The organism is Pseudoalteromonas sp. 68 DY56-GL68, from assembly GCF_041414825.1.
In the GTDB taxonomy this organism is placed as follows: Bacteria; Pseudomonadota; Gammaproteobacteria; order Enterobacterales; family Alteromonadaceae; genus Pseudoalteromonas.
On the sequence record NZ_JAOCZL010000018.1, the window covers coordinates 132,091 to 149,274 of the forward strand.

Sequence of the window (17,184 nt, forward strand, 5' to 3'; positions counted from 1 at the left end):
CTGTCCTCTCTTTAACTGTATAAGCTTTGCGGCACCTTTATGACATTTAAATGTACAGTCACTTCTTCACGATCGTGATACAGATGCTTCGCTTGGAGTTCATAACTTACGCCGTATTTTTCAAGCTCTTCTTTAATCAACTTCAAGCATTCATAGACACTGTCAAAGCGCTTTTTCATTGGTAATTTCAGATTAAAAATAAGCTCTTTTGCGTAGGCATTTACCGCCCAATCAATCATAAGATTAGTAACTTTTACTGGCTTTTCCACCATATCGCAAACTAACCAGCTAATATTCCGCTTTTCGGGACGATACTTAAAACCATCAACACGGAAATGTTTAACTTGTCCCGTTTCCATTAGTTCATCATTCATTGGCCCATTATCGATAGCACTCACAAACATGCCTCGACGTACTAATTGATAGGTCCAACCACCTGGGCAAGCACCTAAATCAACACCTCGCATCCCCGCTTGCACACGATCCTCAGCTTCATGAGGTGGAATAAATACATTAAACGCTTCATCTAACTTGAGTGTAGAACGGCTTGGTGCATCACTTGGCATCCGTAAACGTGGTATCCCCATAAAAAAGGGCGAGTTATTGAATGTATATGAATAACCAACGTAAGCAGAATCATTTGTTAAAAACGCAACATGCATAACAGGCTTTTTATCTGCCAGCTCGCGTGTCACCTTCGAACGCTTTTCAAGTGTTTTTTTAAGGGGAGTAGATATCTTCTTACAAAATTTAGACAGCTCTTTCCCTTCATTGGTATCGGGCGTTTCTACGCGTAAGTCTCCACATTCAGGAAAATCAACAGCAGCATCAACAATGGCACTAACACGATCTTCAAGTGGCATATTATCCACTAAGATGCCAGTAAACCATTGACGCGCAAAAACCATATTTTTGAAATCTACTTTTTTAATGATTTCATCGCCGTGGCTAGCATCAAAACATTCGTAAACAACAATCCCTGTATTTGGTTTCGTTTTTACGTAACCTGCAAATCCTTGTTCAGCAGCTTGAAAAGTAATTTCAGCAGCGGCATCATTTTCAAAACCACTGCGACAATAAATAACTACACTCGACATAGATAACCCTTAAAACTTATATCGTGCGGCTTGAACTAACAAAATAGCCCAACCAATAATAAAACAAACGCCGCCAATCGGGGTGATAGGGCCAAGCCATTTCATGCCCGTTAATGCGAGTAAATACAAACTACCGCTAAATAACACTGTACCCGCGATAAAAAAGCCACCAGCCCAATTTAAGTTCATACCCCACTTTATTAATATCGCCATGGCAATTAAAGCAAGACCATGTACCATTTGGTACTCAGCAGCCGTTTTAAAAATCCCAATTGCGTATTCTGAAACACGGCTTTTTAAACCATGTGCAGCAAAGGCACCAAGCATCACCGAAAGCATGCAAAATAAGCTGCCAATCATTAAATAGAGTTTGATCATTGCTCATCTCCTGCCACTAAATTCATAATAAACTGTGCTGCATAATCCGCAGCTTGTTGTAAATTTTCTTGTTCTGTAATACCACTTTTTTTACGTGGCTTTAATGAGTGGTCGCCATCTTTGAGAAATTTAATTTCTGGCGGGTTAACCATTTCAAGCTCAGCGAGTTCTTGCTGGTTACCAAACGTGTCTCGCTCTCCCTGCAGCACTAAAAACGGGCATGGTACATCTGCAAAATGTTCTGTGCGAAGTTTTTCAGGTTTACCCGGTGGGTGAAACGGGTAACCAAAAGCCACAACACCAGCGACTTTTGGAATGTTCTGTTCGGTGCACAGCATTGAAGCCATTCTGCCTCCCATCGATTTGCCACCAATAAATAGCGGCAATTCAGGCTGACGCTCAGCTAAAACTTCTGCAAAATATGCAAGCAGCTTGGGGGCACGATCCGGCGGCCTACGTTTGCCAGTCTCTTTAGCAATTTGCATGTATTGAAAATCAAATAACGCGACATCAATACCTTGTTGACTAATTAGCTTCGCCATTGTTTGCATAAATTCGCTATCACTGCCCGCACCGGCACCATGAGCAAATATAAATTGTGCGCAGGCTTTACTGCCTGTGCTTTTAAACCACTGCAACATGTTAATACTCTTGTTCTTGCTCAACTAAGCTCAGCATCCAATCTTTAAATGAGACAATTTTGCCGAGCTCTGTTTGAGATTCTCTTATAACTAAATAATAGGCATTTTTACTAACGATAGAGTGACTAAATGGAATAACCAAACGCCCTGCATCAATATCTGGTTTTGCAAGTACACTATTACCTATAGCTACACCTTGACCATGAACCGCTGCCTGTAAAACCATTGATGAGTGACTAAAGATCGGGCCCTGATTAACTTGCACATTACGTACCCCTGCCGTTTTCATCCATGTCTTCCAATTTTTACGAGTCGTATCATGAAGCAATGTATGATTTGCCAAATCACTTGGTTGATCAAGTGGCTTAGGGCCAGTTAAAAGCAGTGGGCTGCATAGAGGCACAAGGTATTCAGTATGAAGTTTATAAGTTTGCACTCCACTCCAGTGGCCACGACCGTAGTAGATAGCAATATCAACATCATCCGACAGAGAGTTCTCGTCTTGATCTTGTGCTTTAATCCGTACATCTATCTCAGGGTGTAACTCATTAAATAAACTAAGCCTTGGTACCAACCATTGAATTGCAAAACTTGGTGTCAAACTTACCGTAAGTGACCCTTTGGCCCCTCGTGCTAGTAGTTTCTCTGTTGCATCAATAAGTTGAGTAAAAATTTCTTTAATATCCAAGAAGTAGCCTTGGCCTTCTTCTGTTAAGAGTAAAGAGCGATTTTTACGGAGGAAGAGTTTTAAACCTAAATGTTCTTCAAGCGTTTTAATTTGATGACTGACTGCAGCTTGCGTTACATAGAGCTCTTCCGCAGCTTTGGTGAAGCTTAAATGGCGTGCAGCAGCTTCGAATGCTTTTAGTGCATTTAATGGAGGTAAACGACGAGACATAAACACCAAGCTTAGAATTAGTTTTTCTTATGCATCGATTATAGCGACACAAATAAAAAAAGGCGACCATAGTCGCCTTCTCATCAACTAATTAAATATTACAGGTCATTTGCACTGGTATCTAATGGTGCAAAGCTTTTAATAAGCTCATCCACAGCTTTCATTTGTGTTAAGTAGCCTTCTAGCTTACTTAATGCAAGTGCACAAGGGCCATCACATTTAGCTTCATTAGGGTTAGGGTGCGCTTCAATGAAAAGACCCGCAAGACCAAGTGCCATGCCACTACGCGCAAGCTCTGCCGCCTGAGCACGACGCCCATCCGCCGAGTCAGCTCGACCACCAGGGCGCTGTAATGCATGCGTCGCATCAAAAATAACTGGCGCCATTGGCTTCATATCATCCATGCCAAGCATATCAACCACTAGGTTGTTATAACCAAAGCTTGTGCCGCGCTCGCACAATGCAACATTGTTATTACCTGCATCATTAAATTTCTTAATGATATGGCGCATTTCGTGCGGTGCTAAAAACTGTGGTTTTTTCACATTGATAATGGCACCTGTTTTTGCCATTGCAACAACTAGGTCAGTTTGGCGGGCAAGGAATGCTGGTAACTGAATAATATCAACAACCTCAGCAACGGGTGCTGCTTGATGTGGTTCGTGTACATCAGTAATAAGTGGCACATTAAAAGTAGATTTAATCTCTTCAAAGATTTTTAAGCCTTCTTCCATACCTGGACCACGGTATGAATTAATTGACGAGCGATTCGCTTTATCAAAAGATGCTTTAAATACATATGGAATGTTCAGCTTTGAAGTTACTTCAACATAATGCTCAGCAATACGCATTGCTAAATCACGTGATTCAAGTACATTCATACCACCAAACAACACAAATGGTTTGTTGTTTGCTAATTCAATCTCGTTAATTTTAATTAACTGGTTGTTCATTTCTATTCCTTAAGGTGAAACAGCTTGTAGCATTAAACCACAAATATAAGCCATGTAAGTACCTACACCATAGCCCAAAACCGCAAGTAACACACCAACCGGTGCCAGCGATGGATGGAACGCAGAGGCAACCACAGGTGCTGATGCAGCACCACCAACATTAGCTTGTGAACCCACAGCCATATAAAACAGCGGTGCTTTGATTAGTTTAGCCACAATCAACATCAAGCTTGCATGTGTTAGCATCCAAATCACACCTAGTACAAAGTACATAGGCGAGTCAAAAATGGCGGTAATATTCATGTGTAAACCAATTGAAGCAACAAGAATATATAAAAAGCTTGATGCAACCTTTGAGGCGCCAAATGCTTCAATATGACGTACTTTAGTAAACGATAGACTAATCCCGATAGTGGTCGAGATAACGATTAACCAAAAGAACTTACTATTTAAACTATACTCCTGTGCCCAAGGGAAGTTAGCACCGAAGTACGGTCCTAAAAAGTCAGCACAAAAATGTGCAAGGCCTGTAATACCAAAGGCTATGGCAATAATCGTCATATAATCATTAAGCGTAGGCATGCGCGCATGCTCAGCGTGATACTTTTCTACGCGCTCTTTTAAATCTTCAATTGCACGCGTATCTGCGCCAGTTTTAGCATCAATTGCCTTATGGTTTGCAGCCATTAATAACAGTACGGCCATCCATAAGTTCGCCACAATAACATCAACAGTCACCATAGCTGAGAAGATATCACCGCCTACTTCAAACATCTCTTTCATAGAGGCTTGGTTAGCACCGCCACCAATCCAGCTACCCGCAATGGTTGTCATGCCACGCCATACGGCATCAGGGCCATGTCCGCCAACCGCTTCAGGGTAAACTGCACTCATCACTAAAATAGCAAGAGGTCCGCCAATAACGATACCCATAGTCCCCGTTAAAAACATAATCAATGCTTTCGGACCAAGGTTAATAATAGCCTTTAGGTCGATACTGATGGTTAATAAAATTAAACAAGCTGGAAGTAAGTAACGAGATGCTACGTAGTAAACGTTTGATGAATGACCATCAACAATACCAAAGGTATTTAATAATGATGGTAAAAAGTAGCAAAGCAATAAAGCGGGTACGTATTTATAAAATTTTTGACACGCTGCGTTGTTGCTATGTGAGGTTTTAAAAACAAACCCCAAAATAATGGCGAGTAAACCAAGTACGACTGCGTCATTGGTAATTAGCGCACTGTGGGCGTCAGTCATAAGTGTTCCTTAAAACTAGTGGTGTGTATTATTGTTGTCTTCTATTTCAGCAATTTGGTGCTGAATAATATCGATAGCGGGATCATCGGGGCATTCATTAACAAAATACTGTAGATCATCTCTGGCCATTTTTGGGCAATCTAACTGATTAAGTAGATAGCCACGGTCACGACGCTCATAAGGGTCATCGCCTAATAATTCCATCAGCATGTCAACGCAATGCAGCGCATGACCAAATTTACTTTCGCTAATGAATGACCATTTTTGCTGAGCTAAATAAAGTTTATATATCTCTTCATCAAACACCAGTTCAAGCGGCTCTTGCTCATCGCCATTCTCTTCACTGGCATTTTCAGGAATGATATACCAACTTTGCTGCCCTGTACTTGGCTCAATGAGATAACCTTCTTCATCACTTATGGCAACATGCACCTGCACTTCACCCTGACCTAAGGTCACCGAAGCATCCAAGTTAGCATGTTGTAATAAGTGACACAGTAAAATAGCCAGTGTTGTTTGCGTGCCACTACGCATGGTAATGGTATAACTAAAGCTGTTTAAAGTGTATTCAGGCACTTTTAAGCTAGAAGCACTGAAAAGCCATTGCTGATAAAAGGTATCAAGAAGTTTATCTAAGCGTTCATGAGGCTCTTTATGTTCAACACAAAGCACTGAAACCGCATGCTCAAATTCATTGAGTAGTTTATAACAAGCCGTTAAATCTACTTGCGTATCCCACTTTAATTCGGCATCAATACAACGATAAAGCACTTTAGAAGAAAATGCATCGTAGGCCTCATCTTGATAGGATTCATTTTGATCTTCAAACCAAGGGGTGGTCATTTATACTGCTACATCTCTTTCAAAAACGAGGTGCTAGTTTACCTACTTTTACCCTAAGTTACCAATACTGAACGATGAGATATAAAAAAGCGGTACGACGGCACTCGCCATCAAAATACCGCTCAGAGATTCTTAGAGAAGAAGTGCAGTTTTAGCCGAAGCTAAGTAACCGATTGCTAATAAAATGAAGGTAGTTATAGCAAGCAATACTACTTTCGCACTCTGTGCGCTTTGCTTTGCAGCCACAACACCCAGTACGATATAAGCAATAACAAGTATAATTTTTTCTAATAACCATGATTGCTCTAATGGATTAAATCCTGCCATTACGATTAAAGCAACTGCCGAAACAAGCAATAGTGTATCAATACTATGACTTCCTATGAACACGACTTTATTTTTTGCTAGTGCGCCCGTTTTTAAACGTGAGAAAGAACGAACGTAGAATAATACAATACTCAACACGGCAAATAACATGTGAGTATGCTTTACTGCTAAATAATCCATATGCCCCAATACTACTTTTTTAATTAATCTGGATAACGTACGAGTACGTCTTCTATTTCTTTAACGCGTTGATTAAACACTTCTATTAACTTAGGGTCAAATTGTTTGCCCTGTTGTGCATTAATTTCCTTTACAACATCCTCAAGTGACCAAGGCTCTTTGTAACAGCGTTTATGGCGTAGTGCATCATATACATCAGCTAAGGCAACAATACGCCCTGCAATAGGAATATCCTCACCTTTCAAACCTTTAGGGTAACCGGTACCATCCCAACGTTCATGGTGAGACAATGCAATCACTGCGCCTGTATTGACAATTTCTCTCGATGAGTCTTTTAAGATAAGATGCCCTTTTTCAGCATGCTGCTGCATAATAGCCCACTCTTCATCCGTTAGCGGGCCTGGTTTATTTAAAATGGCATCAGGAATACCCACTTTACCCACATCATGCAGCGGTGCGGCTAAGCGAATAAGTTCAGCTTCTCGTTTAGGTAAGCCATAACCTAAGGCGAGCTCATAACAAATATGCGAAACACGTTTTACATGGTTACCTGTTTCAGTTGAACGTTGCTCTAATGCTTCACTAAGTCTGAACACCAGCTCTTGCTGAGTTGCTTCTATTTCCGCTTGTAGCTGTACATTCTCATACGCCAATTGAACATTTTGCGAGAATATTTCAATTAAATGGCGCTGTGTGTCAGTTAAATGTTTTGGAATACCTGAGATAAACAACATTGAATTGTGGTTAAACTCACTACTACAATACGCAAATAAATAATTCTCGCGATAAACAATCGTTTTATCTCTCAAAGCTTGTTGGCAGGCATTGAGCTGTTCATCATTGAGCACTTCTTCAATCGCTTTACCTTCACTGCGCTCAAACTCTCCTCGGCCTGAAAAAACCACTAGCTTTTTTTGATTATCAAGGGGGTTACTAGCAACTAAGCTTGTCGCATACATAGCTTGCTCAACAGTGCCTAGCAAGGATGTAAGTTGCTGCATTACACCTTCAATGAAGTGCTCTAACGAATGGGTTGAAAAAATATCGCGCGACGCTTTAATTATTTTTTCAAGACCTTGACGTGATTGTTCAATAGATAAAATATCGCGATAAGAGCGTAAGCTCGACATCACCACCGTAAAAAGCTTCTGTGCGGTAAGTTCTGTTTTTGATTTATAATCGTTAATGTCATAGTTAACGATAACTTGTCGTTCAGGTGCTTGGCCTGGTTGACCTGTTCGCAAAATGATACGAATATGATTATTCTTCGCAGTTTCACGGATATACTTAGCGACTTTAAGGCCCGCATCATCCGTTTCCATCACAACATCTAGTAAAACAATAGCAGCATCAGGGTGTTGTTCAATAACTTGCTTAGCCTCTTCTCCTGAATAGGCACTGATAAACTCAAGACGTTTGTCTTGGAATTCAAAGTCACTGAGCGCAAGCTTTGTTACGGCATGTACTTCTGGTTCATCATCAACAACGATGACTTTCCAACTACCTTGAACCACTTCATTCACTTCATCAAGTGCTTCATCCGAAAACAAAAATTCATCCATTGTTTGGGATCCTCAAAGGCTATGTATGCCCAGCAAAGCTTTTTATTTATGAGCCCACTGCGCTAACGTTACACGGTCATTACCGCCAAGATCTTTTACTGTAAGTATATGGCTATACGACATTTGTGCAAAAAATTCTTGGACTTTCACACTTTGTTGGTAACCATGTTCAATTAAAAGATAGCCATTTGTTGTCAAATAGTCACGCGCGATAGTAATAATTTGTTTAATATCAGCCATGCCGTCGTCATCAGCGACTAATGCAGACAGTGGCTCAAAGCGCACATCACCTTGGCTTAAGTGCTCATCATCGTGTTCGATATAGGGGGGATTGCTGACAATTAAGTCAAATTTTTCTTTTTTTACCGCACTAAACCAATTGCTCAAAGCAAAAGTGGCGTTGTTAATATCGAGTCGCTGTTGGTTTTCTTGGGCTAATGCGACGGCATCAGCCACTCTATCTACCCCTGTCACCTGCCAATTTGGCATTTCGCTGGCCAGCGCAAGTGCTATAGCTCCTGTGCCTGTGCCCAAATCAAGCACGTTTGCATTAACAGGTAAGTCAAGACCTAGCGCATATTCAACTAACGTTTCGGTATCAGGTCGTGGAATCAAGGTTGTTGGGTTTACCTTAAGTGGAAGGCTCCAAAATTCACGAAAACCGACAATATGAGCGACAGGTTCACCCTTTAAGCGGCGTTGGCATGCCTGTTCAAAATCAAGCTGTTGCTGTTCAGTAAGGTGTTTTTCTGGCCAGGTGAATAAGTAGCTACGAGGTTTATTTAGGATGGATAATAACAGGACCTGGGCGTCTAATTTTGCACTGTCGCTGCTAGGCGTTAGTAACGCCGTCGCAGCAACAACTGCTTGCTCTATGCTTTGTGGCACGATTATTCATCGCCCATCGCAGCAAGTAAGTCAGCTTGATGTTCTTGCATAAGTGGTTCGATTACACTGCCTAAATCACCTGCAACCACTTCATTCAAACGATAAAGAGTTAAGTTAATACGGTGATCGGTAATACGACCTTGCGGGTAGTTATAAGTACGAATACGCTCAGAACGGTCACCACTACCCACTAGGTTACGACGCTCTGATGCTTCAGCAGCTTGGCGTTTTTCATCTTCAGCTTGTTGTAAACGTGCACCAAGCACAGACATCGCTTTGGCACGGTTTTTATGCTGTGAACGCTCATCCTGACACTCAACAACCACACCCGTTGGAATGTGTGTAATACGGATTGCTGAGTCAGTTTTATTTACGTGCTGACCACCGGCACCCGATGCACGGAAGGTATCAACTTTAATATCTGCAGGGTTAATCTCAATTGCTTCTGCTTCAGGAATTTCTGCCATAACTGCAACTGTACAAGCTGATGTATGTACACGGCCTTGCGACTCAGTCTCTGGTACACGTTGTACACGATGTGCACCTGATTCGAACTTCAGCTGACCATATACACCTTCACCAGAGATATGCGCAATGACTTCTTTATAACCGCCGTGCTCACCTTCGTTAGTACTTACTACTTCTACTTTCCACTTTTTGGTTTCAGCGTAACGGCTATACATACGGAATAAGTCACCAGCGAAGATAGCGGCTTCATCACCACCGGTCCCCGCACGAACCTCTAAATAGACGTTATTATTGTCTTTAGGGTCTTTTGGTAGCATTAGAATTTGGATTTCGTCTTCTAATGCCGTTATTTGTGCTTTTGCTTCTTTATATTCTTCTTGCGCCATTTCACGCATATCAGGGTCTGAATCTTTTAACATTTCTTCAGCTGTTGCTACATCATCCTGTGCTTGCTGATACGCTAAAAACGCTTTAACAATTTCTTCTAACTCTGAATACTCTTTAGATAAGGTACGAAAGCGATTTTGATCGCTGATCACAGAGGGGTCGCTTAGTAGCGCTTGCACTTCCTCATAACGCTCAACTAAGGTTTCTAATTTTCTATAAACAGACTCTTTCATTTAACGACTATTCCTGATCAATACCTAACATTTTCTTTAATTGACTTAACTCAGCAGCTTCGCCATTTTTTGCTGCATCTTGAATGGCACGGGTAGGTGCGTGCATCAAGCGGTTGGTCAGTTTATTTGCCAACTCGAGTATCACTTTTTCTGCCTCTTTACCTGTTTGCAACTGGCTAAGCGCCCTTTCAACAAGTTCAGATTTTATATCTTGGACGTCATTACGATAATGACGAATTAAATCCACTGAATCCAGTGAACGCAGCCACATAACGAACTCATTCGTACGTGCACTGATAATGTCTTGTGCCTGTTCGGCTGCTTGCTCACGAGCCGCGATATTCTCGCTTACTATGGCTTGTAAGTCATCAACTGAATATAAATAAGCTGCATCAAGCTCGCCAACTTGGCTTTCGATATCGCGTGGAACGGCAATATCAATAAATAGCATAGGTTTGTGGCGGCGCTTTTTAAGTGCTTGTTCCACGACACCCTTACCAATAATTGGTAGTGTGCTGGCGGTGGAACTTATAACAATATCTGCATCATGTAACCGCTCCGGTAGCTGAGCCAACGCGATAACATCTGCATTGACCTCTGCTGCTAAGCTCTTCGCTCGCTCAATAGTACGATTCGCTACGGTTATTTTTTGTGGGTCATTTTGATATAAATGCTTGGCAACAAGCTCTATAGTTTCGCCCGCACCGATAAGCAGTACATTGGTTTTATCGAGTTTACCGTAAATATGTTTAGCTAGATTAACAGCGGCATAGGCAACCGAAACTGCACTGGCACCAATGTCCGTTTCAGTTCGAACTTGTTTCGCTACCGAAAAGGTTTTTTGGAATAAACGATCGAAGGTTACGCCAATAGCATCGTGTGTTTTGGCGTTATGATAAGCCTGTTTAATTTGCCCCAGAATTTGCGGCTCACCTAGCACCAAAGAATCAAGACCACACGACACTCGCATTAAATGATTAATTGCTTTATCACCTTCGTGGTAATAAGTATTATTGCTCAGTTCATGTTCATCCAAACCATGAAAACCTGCTAACCAACGTAACAAGGTTTGGGAATTACGCTCAGCAAGGCTACAATAGATTTCGGTTCTGTTGCAGGTCGAAACAATAACCGCTTCATTAAAATGCGCATGACCGCTTAATTGCTGTAACGCCTCAGCCATTTGCTCAGGTGAAAACGCGACTTTTTCACGTAATTCTACGGATGCGGTTTTGTGATTTATACCAAGTGCTACGATGGTCATATGTACCAAATATTGCTAAGCCCAGCTGTAAAGGCGTTAATTTTACCAAAAATCAGCGGAATATGGAAAGTAAGGAACGACATTTGATTAAACAATATTTGATTTTATTCATGTTTTTTTTATTTATCAGCGGTTGTACGCAAAAAATGTCAACCGTTGATTACATTTATCCTGACTGGAAAAGCCGTTTAGAGCAACAAGCTCAGTGGCAAGTACAGGGAAAAATGGCATTTATTAGTACAGAGCAGCGCCAATCTGCTAATTTAAATTGGCAACATGATGAGCTATACAGTGACATGGTACTCACCAGTTTTATTGGCACGCGTATTTTGTCTTTAAAACAAAATGCGCAAGGGGCCGAACTTGAATATGACGGTGATGTTTATACCGATCGTGATGCCGCTATGTTGTTATACCGTTTAACTGGCTTTTCGATTCCATTAAATAACGCCGCAAAGTGGCTAAAAGGCACTGTCGAAAACGACCAAGCCAGCTATGACGAGCAAGGCCGATTAAAAAATCTTATTTGGCAAGCACACAATGGCCAACAGTGGCAAATAACCTATTCAGATTACATTAAACAAGATGGCTATTGGCTTCCTGTAAAGTTAAGCCTTAAAAACCAAAAAATCCGTATCAAAATTCAACTTAATGATTGGCAGTTAAATTAATCATGACGCAAGTATCAACCGCCCCGCTAACGTTAATAGCGCCTGCAAAACTTAATTTATTTCTTCATATAAATGCGCGTCGTGATGACGGCTACCATGAGTTAGAAACCTTATTTACCTTTTTAGAATTTGGTGATGATTTAACGTTTACAGTGACCCATGACCCAGATATCAAAGTGACGGGTGATACAAACGGCATTGCATTAACAGACAACCTTATATATAAAGCGGCTCTCTTGTTACAACAACACTGTCGTTGCCAGCAGGGTGTTACTATCAAACTGTTAAAACGCTTGCCAATGGGCGGCGGTGTTGGTGGTGGCTCTTCCGATGCCGCCACAACTTTACTTGTGCTTAATAAATTATGGGACTGTCATTTATCTTTACACGAGTTAGCAAATTTAGGCGTGACCTTAGGCGCTGATGTCCCTGTATTTATTAATGGCCACACCGCAATTGCGCACGGCATTGGTGAGCAACTTCATAACGTCGAGTTACCAAAGCGTTGGTATTGTGTGATCCACCCAGGGGAGCATGTAAGCACCGCGAAAATTTTTACTCACCCCGATTTAAAACGCGATACACCGAAACTAAAAGCAGACTGGCAAACAGAAAATTTACGCAATGATTGTGAGGCTTTAGTTAAAAAGCTCTGCCCCGAGGTTGAAAAAGCCCTGCAGTGGTTGCTAAAATACGCCCCGTCAAAGATGACTGGTACAGGCGCTTGCTGCTTTGCTGAGTTTTCAACCGAGGCACAAGCACAGCAAGTTTTAGCCGAATTACCAGAAAAATGGACAGGTTTTGTTGCAAGTAGTGCTACAATTTCTCCTGCTCATACAGCTTTAAATGCTCACTTTGAAATGAAGTAACGTACAAGTAAATGTTAACCTGCTTTGGTGCCTACCATAGCCTGTTAGTCCCAAAATTCAGTGCCTGAGGAACCCTACCGTGCCTGACATGAAGCTCTTCGCTGGTAACGCAACACCTGAGCTAGCTCAAAAAGTTGCAAAACGTTTGTATATTGAATTAGGCGATGCTGTTGTTGGCCGTTTTAGTGACGGTGAGATCAGTGTTCAAATTAATGAAAATGTTCGTGGTTCTGACGTTTTCATTGTTCAATCAACCTGTAACCCCACTAACGATAACCTGATGGAACTTATCGTTATGGTTGATGCCCTACGTCGTGCATCCGCTGGACGTATTACCGCAGTTATTCCTTATTTTGGTTATTCGCGTCAGGACCGCCGTGTGCGCTCTGCTCGTGTACCAATCACAGCTAAAGTAGTTGCTGATTTCTTATCAAGTGTTGGTGTTGACCGCGTATTAACTGTTGACCTACACGCAGAACAAATCCAAGGTTTCTTCGACGTACCGGTTGATAACGTGTTCGGTAGCCCTGTGCTATTAGAAGACATGAAAGAGCGCGACTTCGAAGACGTCGTGGTTGTTTCTCCTGATATCGGTGGTGTTGTTCGTGCTCGTGCAATCGCGAAGCTATTAAATGACACTGACCTTGCTATCATCGATAAGCGTCGCCCACAAGCAAACGTATCACAAGTAATGCATATTATTGGTGACGTTGAAGGTCGTGACTGTATCATCGTTGATGACATGATTGATACGGGAGGTACTTTATGTAAAGCAGCTGCGGCGCTTAAAGAGCATGGTGCAAAACGTGTTTTTGCTTATGCAACCCACCCAGTTCTTTCAGGTAATGCAGCACAGAACATTCGTGAATCAGTTATTGACGAAGTGATTGTTACTGACTCAATACCACTTACTGACGAGCTTAAAGCACTTGATAACATCAAAGTACTTACGCTTGCAGATATGCTTGCTGAAACAATTCGTCGTATCAGCAACGAAGAATCAATCTCTGCGATGTTTGAGCATTAATCAACAGCGCATGATATTGAAAAAAGCACCATTTGGTGCTTTTTTTGTAGCCGTTATTTATTTTCCCCACAAGGGGTGGTATGATAGCGCGCCTTTTGGCTAGGGACCTTGGTCGCAAAGGCCCTACGACTATTAATTATTGGAGACATTATGTCAACTTATACATACAATGCAGAATTACGTACAGAAACAGGTACTGGTGCGAGCCGCCGCCTACGCCGTGAAGATAAAGTTCCTGCAATCCTTTACGGTGCTGACAAAGAAGCTGCATCTATCGTTCTTGCACACAAAGATATGATCAAAGCGCAAGAAGACGAAGGTTTCTACACGCACATCCTTACTTTAAACATCGGTGGCGAGTCAGTTGAAGCTATCCTTAAAGATATTCAACGTCACCCGTTCAAGCCTAAGATCACTCACTTAGACTTCCAACGTGTAGATGCTTCTCACAAACTTCACACTAAAGTGCCAGTACACTTCATCGGTGAAGAGAAAGTAACTAAAGCAGGTAACACTGTTGTTCACCAATTAACTGAAATCGAAATCACGTGTCTTCCTAAGTCACTTCCTGAGTTCGTTGAAGTTAACGTTGCAGGTTTAGTAGCTGGTGATTCAATCCACCTTTCTGACCTTAAGCTTCCTTCAGGTGTTTCATCTGTTGAGCTTGCTAAAGGTGCAGATCACGATCAGTCAGTTGTTACTGTTAAAGCTAACAAATCTGCTCCTGCTGAAGAAGCTTCAGAAGACGCTGCAGAATAATTTTTAAGGTGTACACACCTTGAATTCTATTCAAATGCTTGTGGGCCTGGCTAATCCAGGCCCCGAATACGCAAACACACGCCATAATGCAGGTGCTTGGTTCATCGAAGAACTCGCTGCACGTTATAACTGCACTCTCAAACATGATCCTAAATATCACGGCCTAACTGGCAAAGTGATTATTCAAGGCCAAGAATTTAAACTACTGATCCCTACAACTTATATGAATTTAAGTGGTAAGTCGGTGAGTAGTCTCGCTAATTTCTTTAAAATTCCTGTTGAAAACATTCTCGTTGCTCACGACGAAATGGACTTAGAACCAGGCATTGCTAAACTAAAAAAAGGTGGCGGCCACGGTGGTCACAATGGTTTAAAAGATATTATTGCGAAAATGGCAAACCAAAAAGATTTTATGCGCCTTCGTATTGGCATTGGACACCCTGGTCACCGAGAAATGGTAACAGGTTGGGTGCTAGGCAAAGCTGCGAAAGACGATCAAGAAAAAATGGATGCCGCAATCGACGAAGCAGTTCGTTGCATGGAAATTCTTGCAAAAGATGGTGTGTTAAAAGCACAAAACAGACTACATTCATTTAAACCTTAATCCGTTTTAATGAAATTACACAAGGTATCTTACTATGGGTTTTAAATGTGGCATCGTTGGCTTGCCAAACGTTGGTAAATCAACATTATTTAATGCACTAACTAAAGCGGGAATCGAAGCCGCTAACTTCCCTTTCTGTACTATTGAACCAAATACGGGTGTGGTGCCAGTTCCTGATGCGCGCTTAAATGCACTAGCTGAAATCGTAAATCCACAACGCATTTTACCAACAACGATGGAGTTCGTTGATATTGCAGGCCTTGTAAAAGGCGCTTCAAAAGGTGAAGGTCTAGGTAACCAGTTCCTTGCGAATATTCGTGAAACAGATGCAATTGGTCATGTTGTTCGTTGTTTTGAAGACGAAAATATCGTCCATGTTGCTGGTACTATCGATCCAGCTGACGATATTGATGTTATTAACACCGAATTAGTACTTGCAGATATGGATAGCGCAGATAAAGCGCTTGTTCGTAATGCCAAGAAAGCAAAAGGCGGCGATAAAGACGCGAAAGAGCAAAATGCTGTACTTGAGAAAGTAAAAGCGCATCTGGATGAAGGTTTAACATTACGTTCTTTAGAACTCACTAAAGAAGAAAAAGCGGCAATTAAAACGCTTAACTTTTTAACAATCAAACCAACGATGTACATTGCGAATGTAGCAGAAGATGGTTTTGAAAATAACCCTTACCTAGATAAAGTACGTGAAATTGCCGCTGCTGAAGACGCAGTTGTGATTCCTGTTTGTGCTGCTATCGAATCTGAGTTATCTGAACTTGAAGAAGAAGATAAATTAGAATTTATGGCTGACCTAGGTTTAGAAGAGCCAGGCCTTAACTTAGTGATCCGTGGTGGTTACGAGCTACTTAAATTACAAACCTACTTTACTGCAGGTGTAAAAGAAGTACGCGCATGGACCATTCCAGTAGGTGCGACGGCACCACAAGCTGCTGGTAAAATCCACACAGACTTCGAACGTGGCTTTATCCGTGCTCAAACGATCGCTTTTGACGATTATATTGAGTTCAAAGGCGAAAGCGGTGCAAAAGAAGCTGGTAAAATGCGTCAAGAAGGTAAAGAGTACATCGTTAAAGACGGTGATGTCATGAACTTCTTATTTAACGTATAAGTTCTTAAGCAACTCTATTTAAAAGGCTCGTTATTACGAGCTTTTTTATTTTCTGGGTTTACATCACGATACGCATGCTATTTTTTGCACTGCAATAGCGCCATTTTATCTCCCTACTCTTCTACTTTATATAGCTGTAAATGCATTTATGAGTTAGAAAAACTCTCAACAAAATAGTTTTTAAATTTATAAACTTAATTTTTGTATAAAAATCAAACAGATTAAAAATGAGCTTTTATTAACAATAATACGTAACATACTTTTAGAGTCGTCTTTGACCGACAAAAAAACAGCAATTTAAGTAAAATTTAACCTGTTAGCTTAATTTTAATGCAAACAAACCCTGTTAAGTGTTTTTTTGCAAAAAAGGTGTTGACGGATTTAGGTCATATCAGCATAATACGCCCCGCACTCAGCAATGAAGTGTTAACAAAAAAGATGGCTAAGTAGCTCAGTTGGTTAGAGCACATCACTCATAATGATGGGGTCACAGGTTCAAATCCCGTCTTAGCCACCATTCTTTTTGTTGCTCAATGAAGAGTTTAAAATAACTACCAGTACTTTAAGTACGAATGATGCGACAGTGGTGGAATTGGCCGATGTCTTGATTAAGACGCTGGATTTAGGTTCCTTTACTGCAAACGCAAAAGGTATGCGGGAGTGGCGGAATTGGTAGACGCGCTGGATTTAGGTTCCAGTAACTTCGGTTGTGAGAGTTCAAGTCTCTCCTTCCGCACCATGTTCTT

At 41.4% G+C, this 17,184-nt stretch carries 18 protein-coding genes and 2 tRNA genes; 8 read left to right on the forward strand and 12 right to left on the reverse strand.

Features of this window, described 5'->3' with window-relative positions:
- Positions 1–11: 11 nt before the first annotated feature.
- The 12 genes from rlmM to hemA all read right to left on the reverse strand — a co-directional run bounded on the left by rlmM (position 12) and on the right by hemA (position 11,382).
- The gene (rlmM, locus tag NYF15_RS09055) at positions 12–1,097 is read right to left on the reverse strand and encodes a 23S rRNA (cytidine(2498)-2'-O)-methyltransferase RlmM (RefSeq protein ID WP_237119395.1); all 1,086 of its coding nucleotides are present in this window, start codon (positions 1,095–1,097) and stop codon (positions 12–14) included.
- Positions 1,098–1,106: 9 nt separating this feature from the next.
- Positions 1,107–1,475: a DUF423 domain-containing protein gene (locus NYF15_RS09060; protein ID WP_371353369.1), complete on the reverse strand. Its 369-nt coding sequence runs from the start codon at positions 1,473–1,475 to the stop codon at positions 1,107–1,109.
- A complete protein-coding gene (locus tag NYF15_RS09065; RefSeq protein WP_371353370.1) occupies positions 1,472–2,116 on the reverse strand; it encodes an alpha/beta family hydrolase in 645 nt (214 codons plus the stop codon). Before NYF15_RS09065 ends, NYF15_RS09060 begins: the two co-directional genes overlap by 4 nt.
- Position 2,117: 1 nt before the next feature.
- Positions 2,118–3,014 carry a transcriptional regulator GcvA gene (locus NYF15_RS09070; RefSeq protein WP_130151361.1) on the reverse strand — a complete coding sequence of 299 codons (897 nt, stop codon included), beginning with the start codon at positions 3,012–3,014 and terminating at the stop codon, positions 2,118–2,120.
- 98 nt (positions 3,015–3,112) lie between these two features.
- Complete coding sequence (gene kdsA, locus NYF15_RS09075) at positions 3,113–3,967, reverse strand: 3-deoxy-8-phosphooctulonate synthase (RefSeq protein WP_062570674.1); 855 nt, start codon at positions 3,965–3,967, stop codon at positions 3,113–3,115.
- 9 nt (positions 3,968–3,976) lie between these two features.
- Positions 3,977–5,230, reverse strand: coding sequence for a DUF819 domain-containing protein (locus tag NYF15_RS09080; protein WP_371353371.1), 1,254 nt, complete (start codon positions 5,228–5,230; stop codon positions 3,977–3,979).
- A 15-nt stretch (positions 5,231–5,245) separates the two neighbouring features.
- Positions 5,246–6,073, reverse strand: coding sequence for a tetratricopeptide repeat protein (locus NYF15_RS09085; protein WP_237119397.1), 828 nt, complete (start codon positions 6,071–6,073; stop codon positions 5,246–5,248).
- Positions 6,074–6,205: 132 nt separating this feature from the next.
- Positions 6,206–6,580 carry a SirB2 family protein gene (locus NYF15_RS09090; RefSeq protein ID WP_130151357.1) on the reverse strand — a complete coding sequence of 125 codons (375 nt, stop codon included), beginning with the start codon at positions 6,578–6,580 and terminating at the stop codon, positions 6,206–6,208.
- 23 nt (positions 6,581–6,603) lie between these two features.
- Positions 6,604–8,142, reverse strand: coding sequence for a response regulator (locus NYF15_RS09095; protein ID WP_237119399.1), 1,539 nt, complete (start codon positions 8,140–8,142; stop codon positions 6,604–6,606).
- Between the two features lie 42 nt (positions 8,143–8,184).
- Positions 8,185–9,030, reverse strand: coding sequence for a peptide chain release factor N(5)-glutamine methyltransferase (gene prmC, locus NYF15_RS09100; protein WP_130151355.1), 846 nt, complete (start codon positions 9,028–9,030; stop codon positions 8,185–8,187).
- 2 nt (positions 9,031–9,032) lie between these two features.
- On the reverse strand, positions 9,033–10,118 hold the full coding sequence (gene prfA / locus NYF15_RS09105) for a peptide chain release factor 1 (RefSeq protein ID WP_062570668.1): 1,086 nt from the start codon (positions 10,116–10,118) through the stop codon (positions 9,033–9,035).
- Between the two features lie 7 nt (positions 10,119–10,125).
- The gene (gene hemA / locus NYF15_RS09110; protein WP_205989563.1) at positions 10,126–11,382 is read right to left on the reverse strand and encodes a glutamyl-tRNA reductase; all 1,257 of its coding nucleotides are present in this window, start codon (positions 11,380–11,382) and stop codon (positions 10,126–10,128) included.
- An 83-nt stretch (positions 11,383–11,465) separates the two neighbouring features.
- Here hemA and lolB point away from each other — a divergent pair, with 83 nt between their 5' ends.
- From lolB to NYF15_RS09150, 8 genes are all read left to right on the forward strand, one after another.
- Positions 11,466–12,053 carry a lipoprotein insertase outer membrane protein LolB gene (gene lolB, locus NYF15_RS09115; protein ID WP_371353372.1) on the forward strand — a complete coding sequence of 196 codons (588 nt, stop codon included), beginning with the start codon at positions 11,466–11,468 and terminating at the stop codon, positions 12,051–12,053.
- Between the two features lie 2 nt (positions 12,054–12,055).
- Positions 12,056–12,922: a 4-(cytidine 5'-diphospho)-2-C-methyl-D-erythritol kinase gene (ispE, locus tag NYF15_RS09120; protein WP_371353373.1), complete on the forward strand. Its 867-nt coding sequence runs from the start codon at positions 12,056–12,058 to the stop codon at positions 12,920–12,922.
- 79 nt (positions 12,923–13,001) lie between these two features.
- Positions 13,002–13,949 carry a ribose-phosphate pyrophosphokinase gene (locus tag NYF15_RS09125; protein ID WP_062570664.1) on the forward strand — a complete coding sequence of 316 codons (948 nt, stop codon included), beginning with the start codon at positions 13,002–13,004 and terminating at the stop codon, positions 13,947–13,949.
- 150 nt (positions 13,950–14,099) lie between these two features.
- A complete protein-coding gene (locus NYF15_RS09130) occupies positions 14,100–14,708 on the forward strand; it encodes a 50S ribosomal protein L25/general stress protein Ctc (protein WP_371353374.1) in 609 nt (202 codons plus the stop codon).
- 19 nt (positions 14,709–14,727) lie between these two features.
- Complete coding sequence (gene pth / locus NYF15_RS09135) at positions 14,728–15,312, forward strand: aminoacyl-tRNA hydrolase (protein ID WP_062570662.1); 585 nt, start codon at positions 14,728–14,730, stop codon at positions 15,310–15,312.
- Between the two features lie 34 nt (positions 15,313–15,346).
- Positions 15,347–16,438 (forward strand): redox-regulated ATPase YchF, encoded by a 1,092-nt coding sequence (gene ychF, locus NYF15_RS09140; RefSeq protein ID WP_062570661.1) that lies wholly within the window; start codon positions 15,347–15,349, stop codon positions 16,436–16,438.
- 440 nt (positions 16,439–16,878) lie between these two features.
- A tRNA-Met gene (locus tag NYF15_RS09145) sits at positions 16,879–16,955 on the forward strand.
- 137 nt (positions 16,956–17,092) lie between these two features.
- Positions 17,093–17,177 (forward strand) — tRNA-Leu (locus tag NYF15_RS09150).
- The last annotated feature ends 7 nt before the right edge of the window (positions 17,178–17,184 follow it).

Bases quoted from the DNA above. Each gene is read 5' to 3' on its own strand.
- rlmM (WP_237119395.1), bottom strand. From the start codon at position 1,097: ATGTCGAGTGTAGTTATTTATTGTCGCAGTGGTTTTGAAAATGATGCC.
- NYF15_RS09060 (WP_371353369.1), bottom strand. From the start codon at position 1,475: ATGATCAAACTCTATTTAATGATTGGCAGCTTATTTTGCATGCTTTCG.
- NYF15_RS09065 (WP_371353370.1), bottom strand. From the start codon at position 2,116: ATGTTGCAGTGGTTTAAAAGCACAGGCAGTAAAGCCTGCGCACAATTT.
- NYF15_RS09070 (WP_130151361.1), bottom strand. From the start codon at position 3,014: ATGTCTCGTCGTTTACCTCCATTAAATGCACTAAAAGCATTCGAAGCT.
- kdsA (WP_062570674.1), bottom strand. From the start codon at position 3,967: ATGAACAACCAGTTAATTAAAATTAACGAGATTGAATTAGCAAACAAC.
- NYF15_RS09080 (WP_371353371.1), bottom strand. From the start codon at position 5,230: ATGACTGACGCCCACAGTGCGCTAATTACCAATGACGCAGTCGTACTT.
- NYF15_RS09085 (WP_237119397.1), bottom strand. From the start codon at position 6,073: ATGACCACCCCTTGGTTTGAAGATCAAAATGAATCCTATCAAGATGAG.
- NYF15_RS09090 (WP_130151357.1), bottom strand. From the start codon at position 6,580: ATGGATTATTTAGCAGTAAAGCATACTCACATGTTATTTGCCGTGTTG.
- NYF15_RS09095 (WP_237119399.1), bottom strand. From the start codon at position 8,142: ATGGATGAATTTTTGTTTTCGGATGAAGCACTTGATGAAGTGAATGAA.
- prfA (WP_062570668.1), bottom strand. From the start codon at position 10,118: ATGAAAGAGTCTGTTTATAGAAAATTAGAAACCTTAGTTGAGCGTTAT.
- hemA (WP_205989563.1), bottom strand. From the start codon at position 11,382: ATGACCATCGTAGCACTTGGTATAAATCACAAAACCGCATCCGTAGAA.
- ispE (WP_371353373.1), top strand. From the start codon at position 12,056: ATGACGCAAGTATCAACCGCCCCGCTAACGTTAATAGCGCCTGCAAAA.
- NYF15_RS09130 (WP_371353374.1), top strand. From the start codon at position 14,100: ATGTCAACTTATACATACAATGCAGAATTACGTACAGAAACAGGTACT.
- ychF (WP_062570661.1), top strand. From the start codon at position 15,347: ATGGGTTTTAAATGTGGCATCGTTGGCTTGCCAAACGTTGGTAAATCA.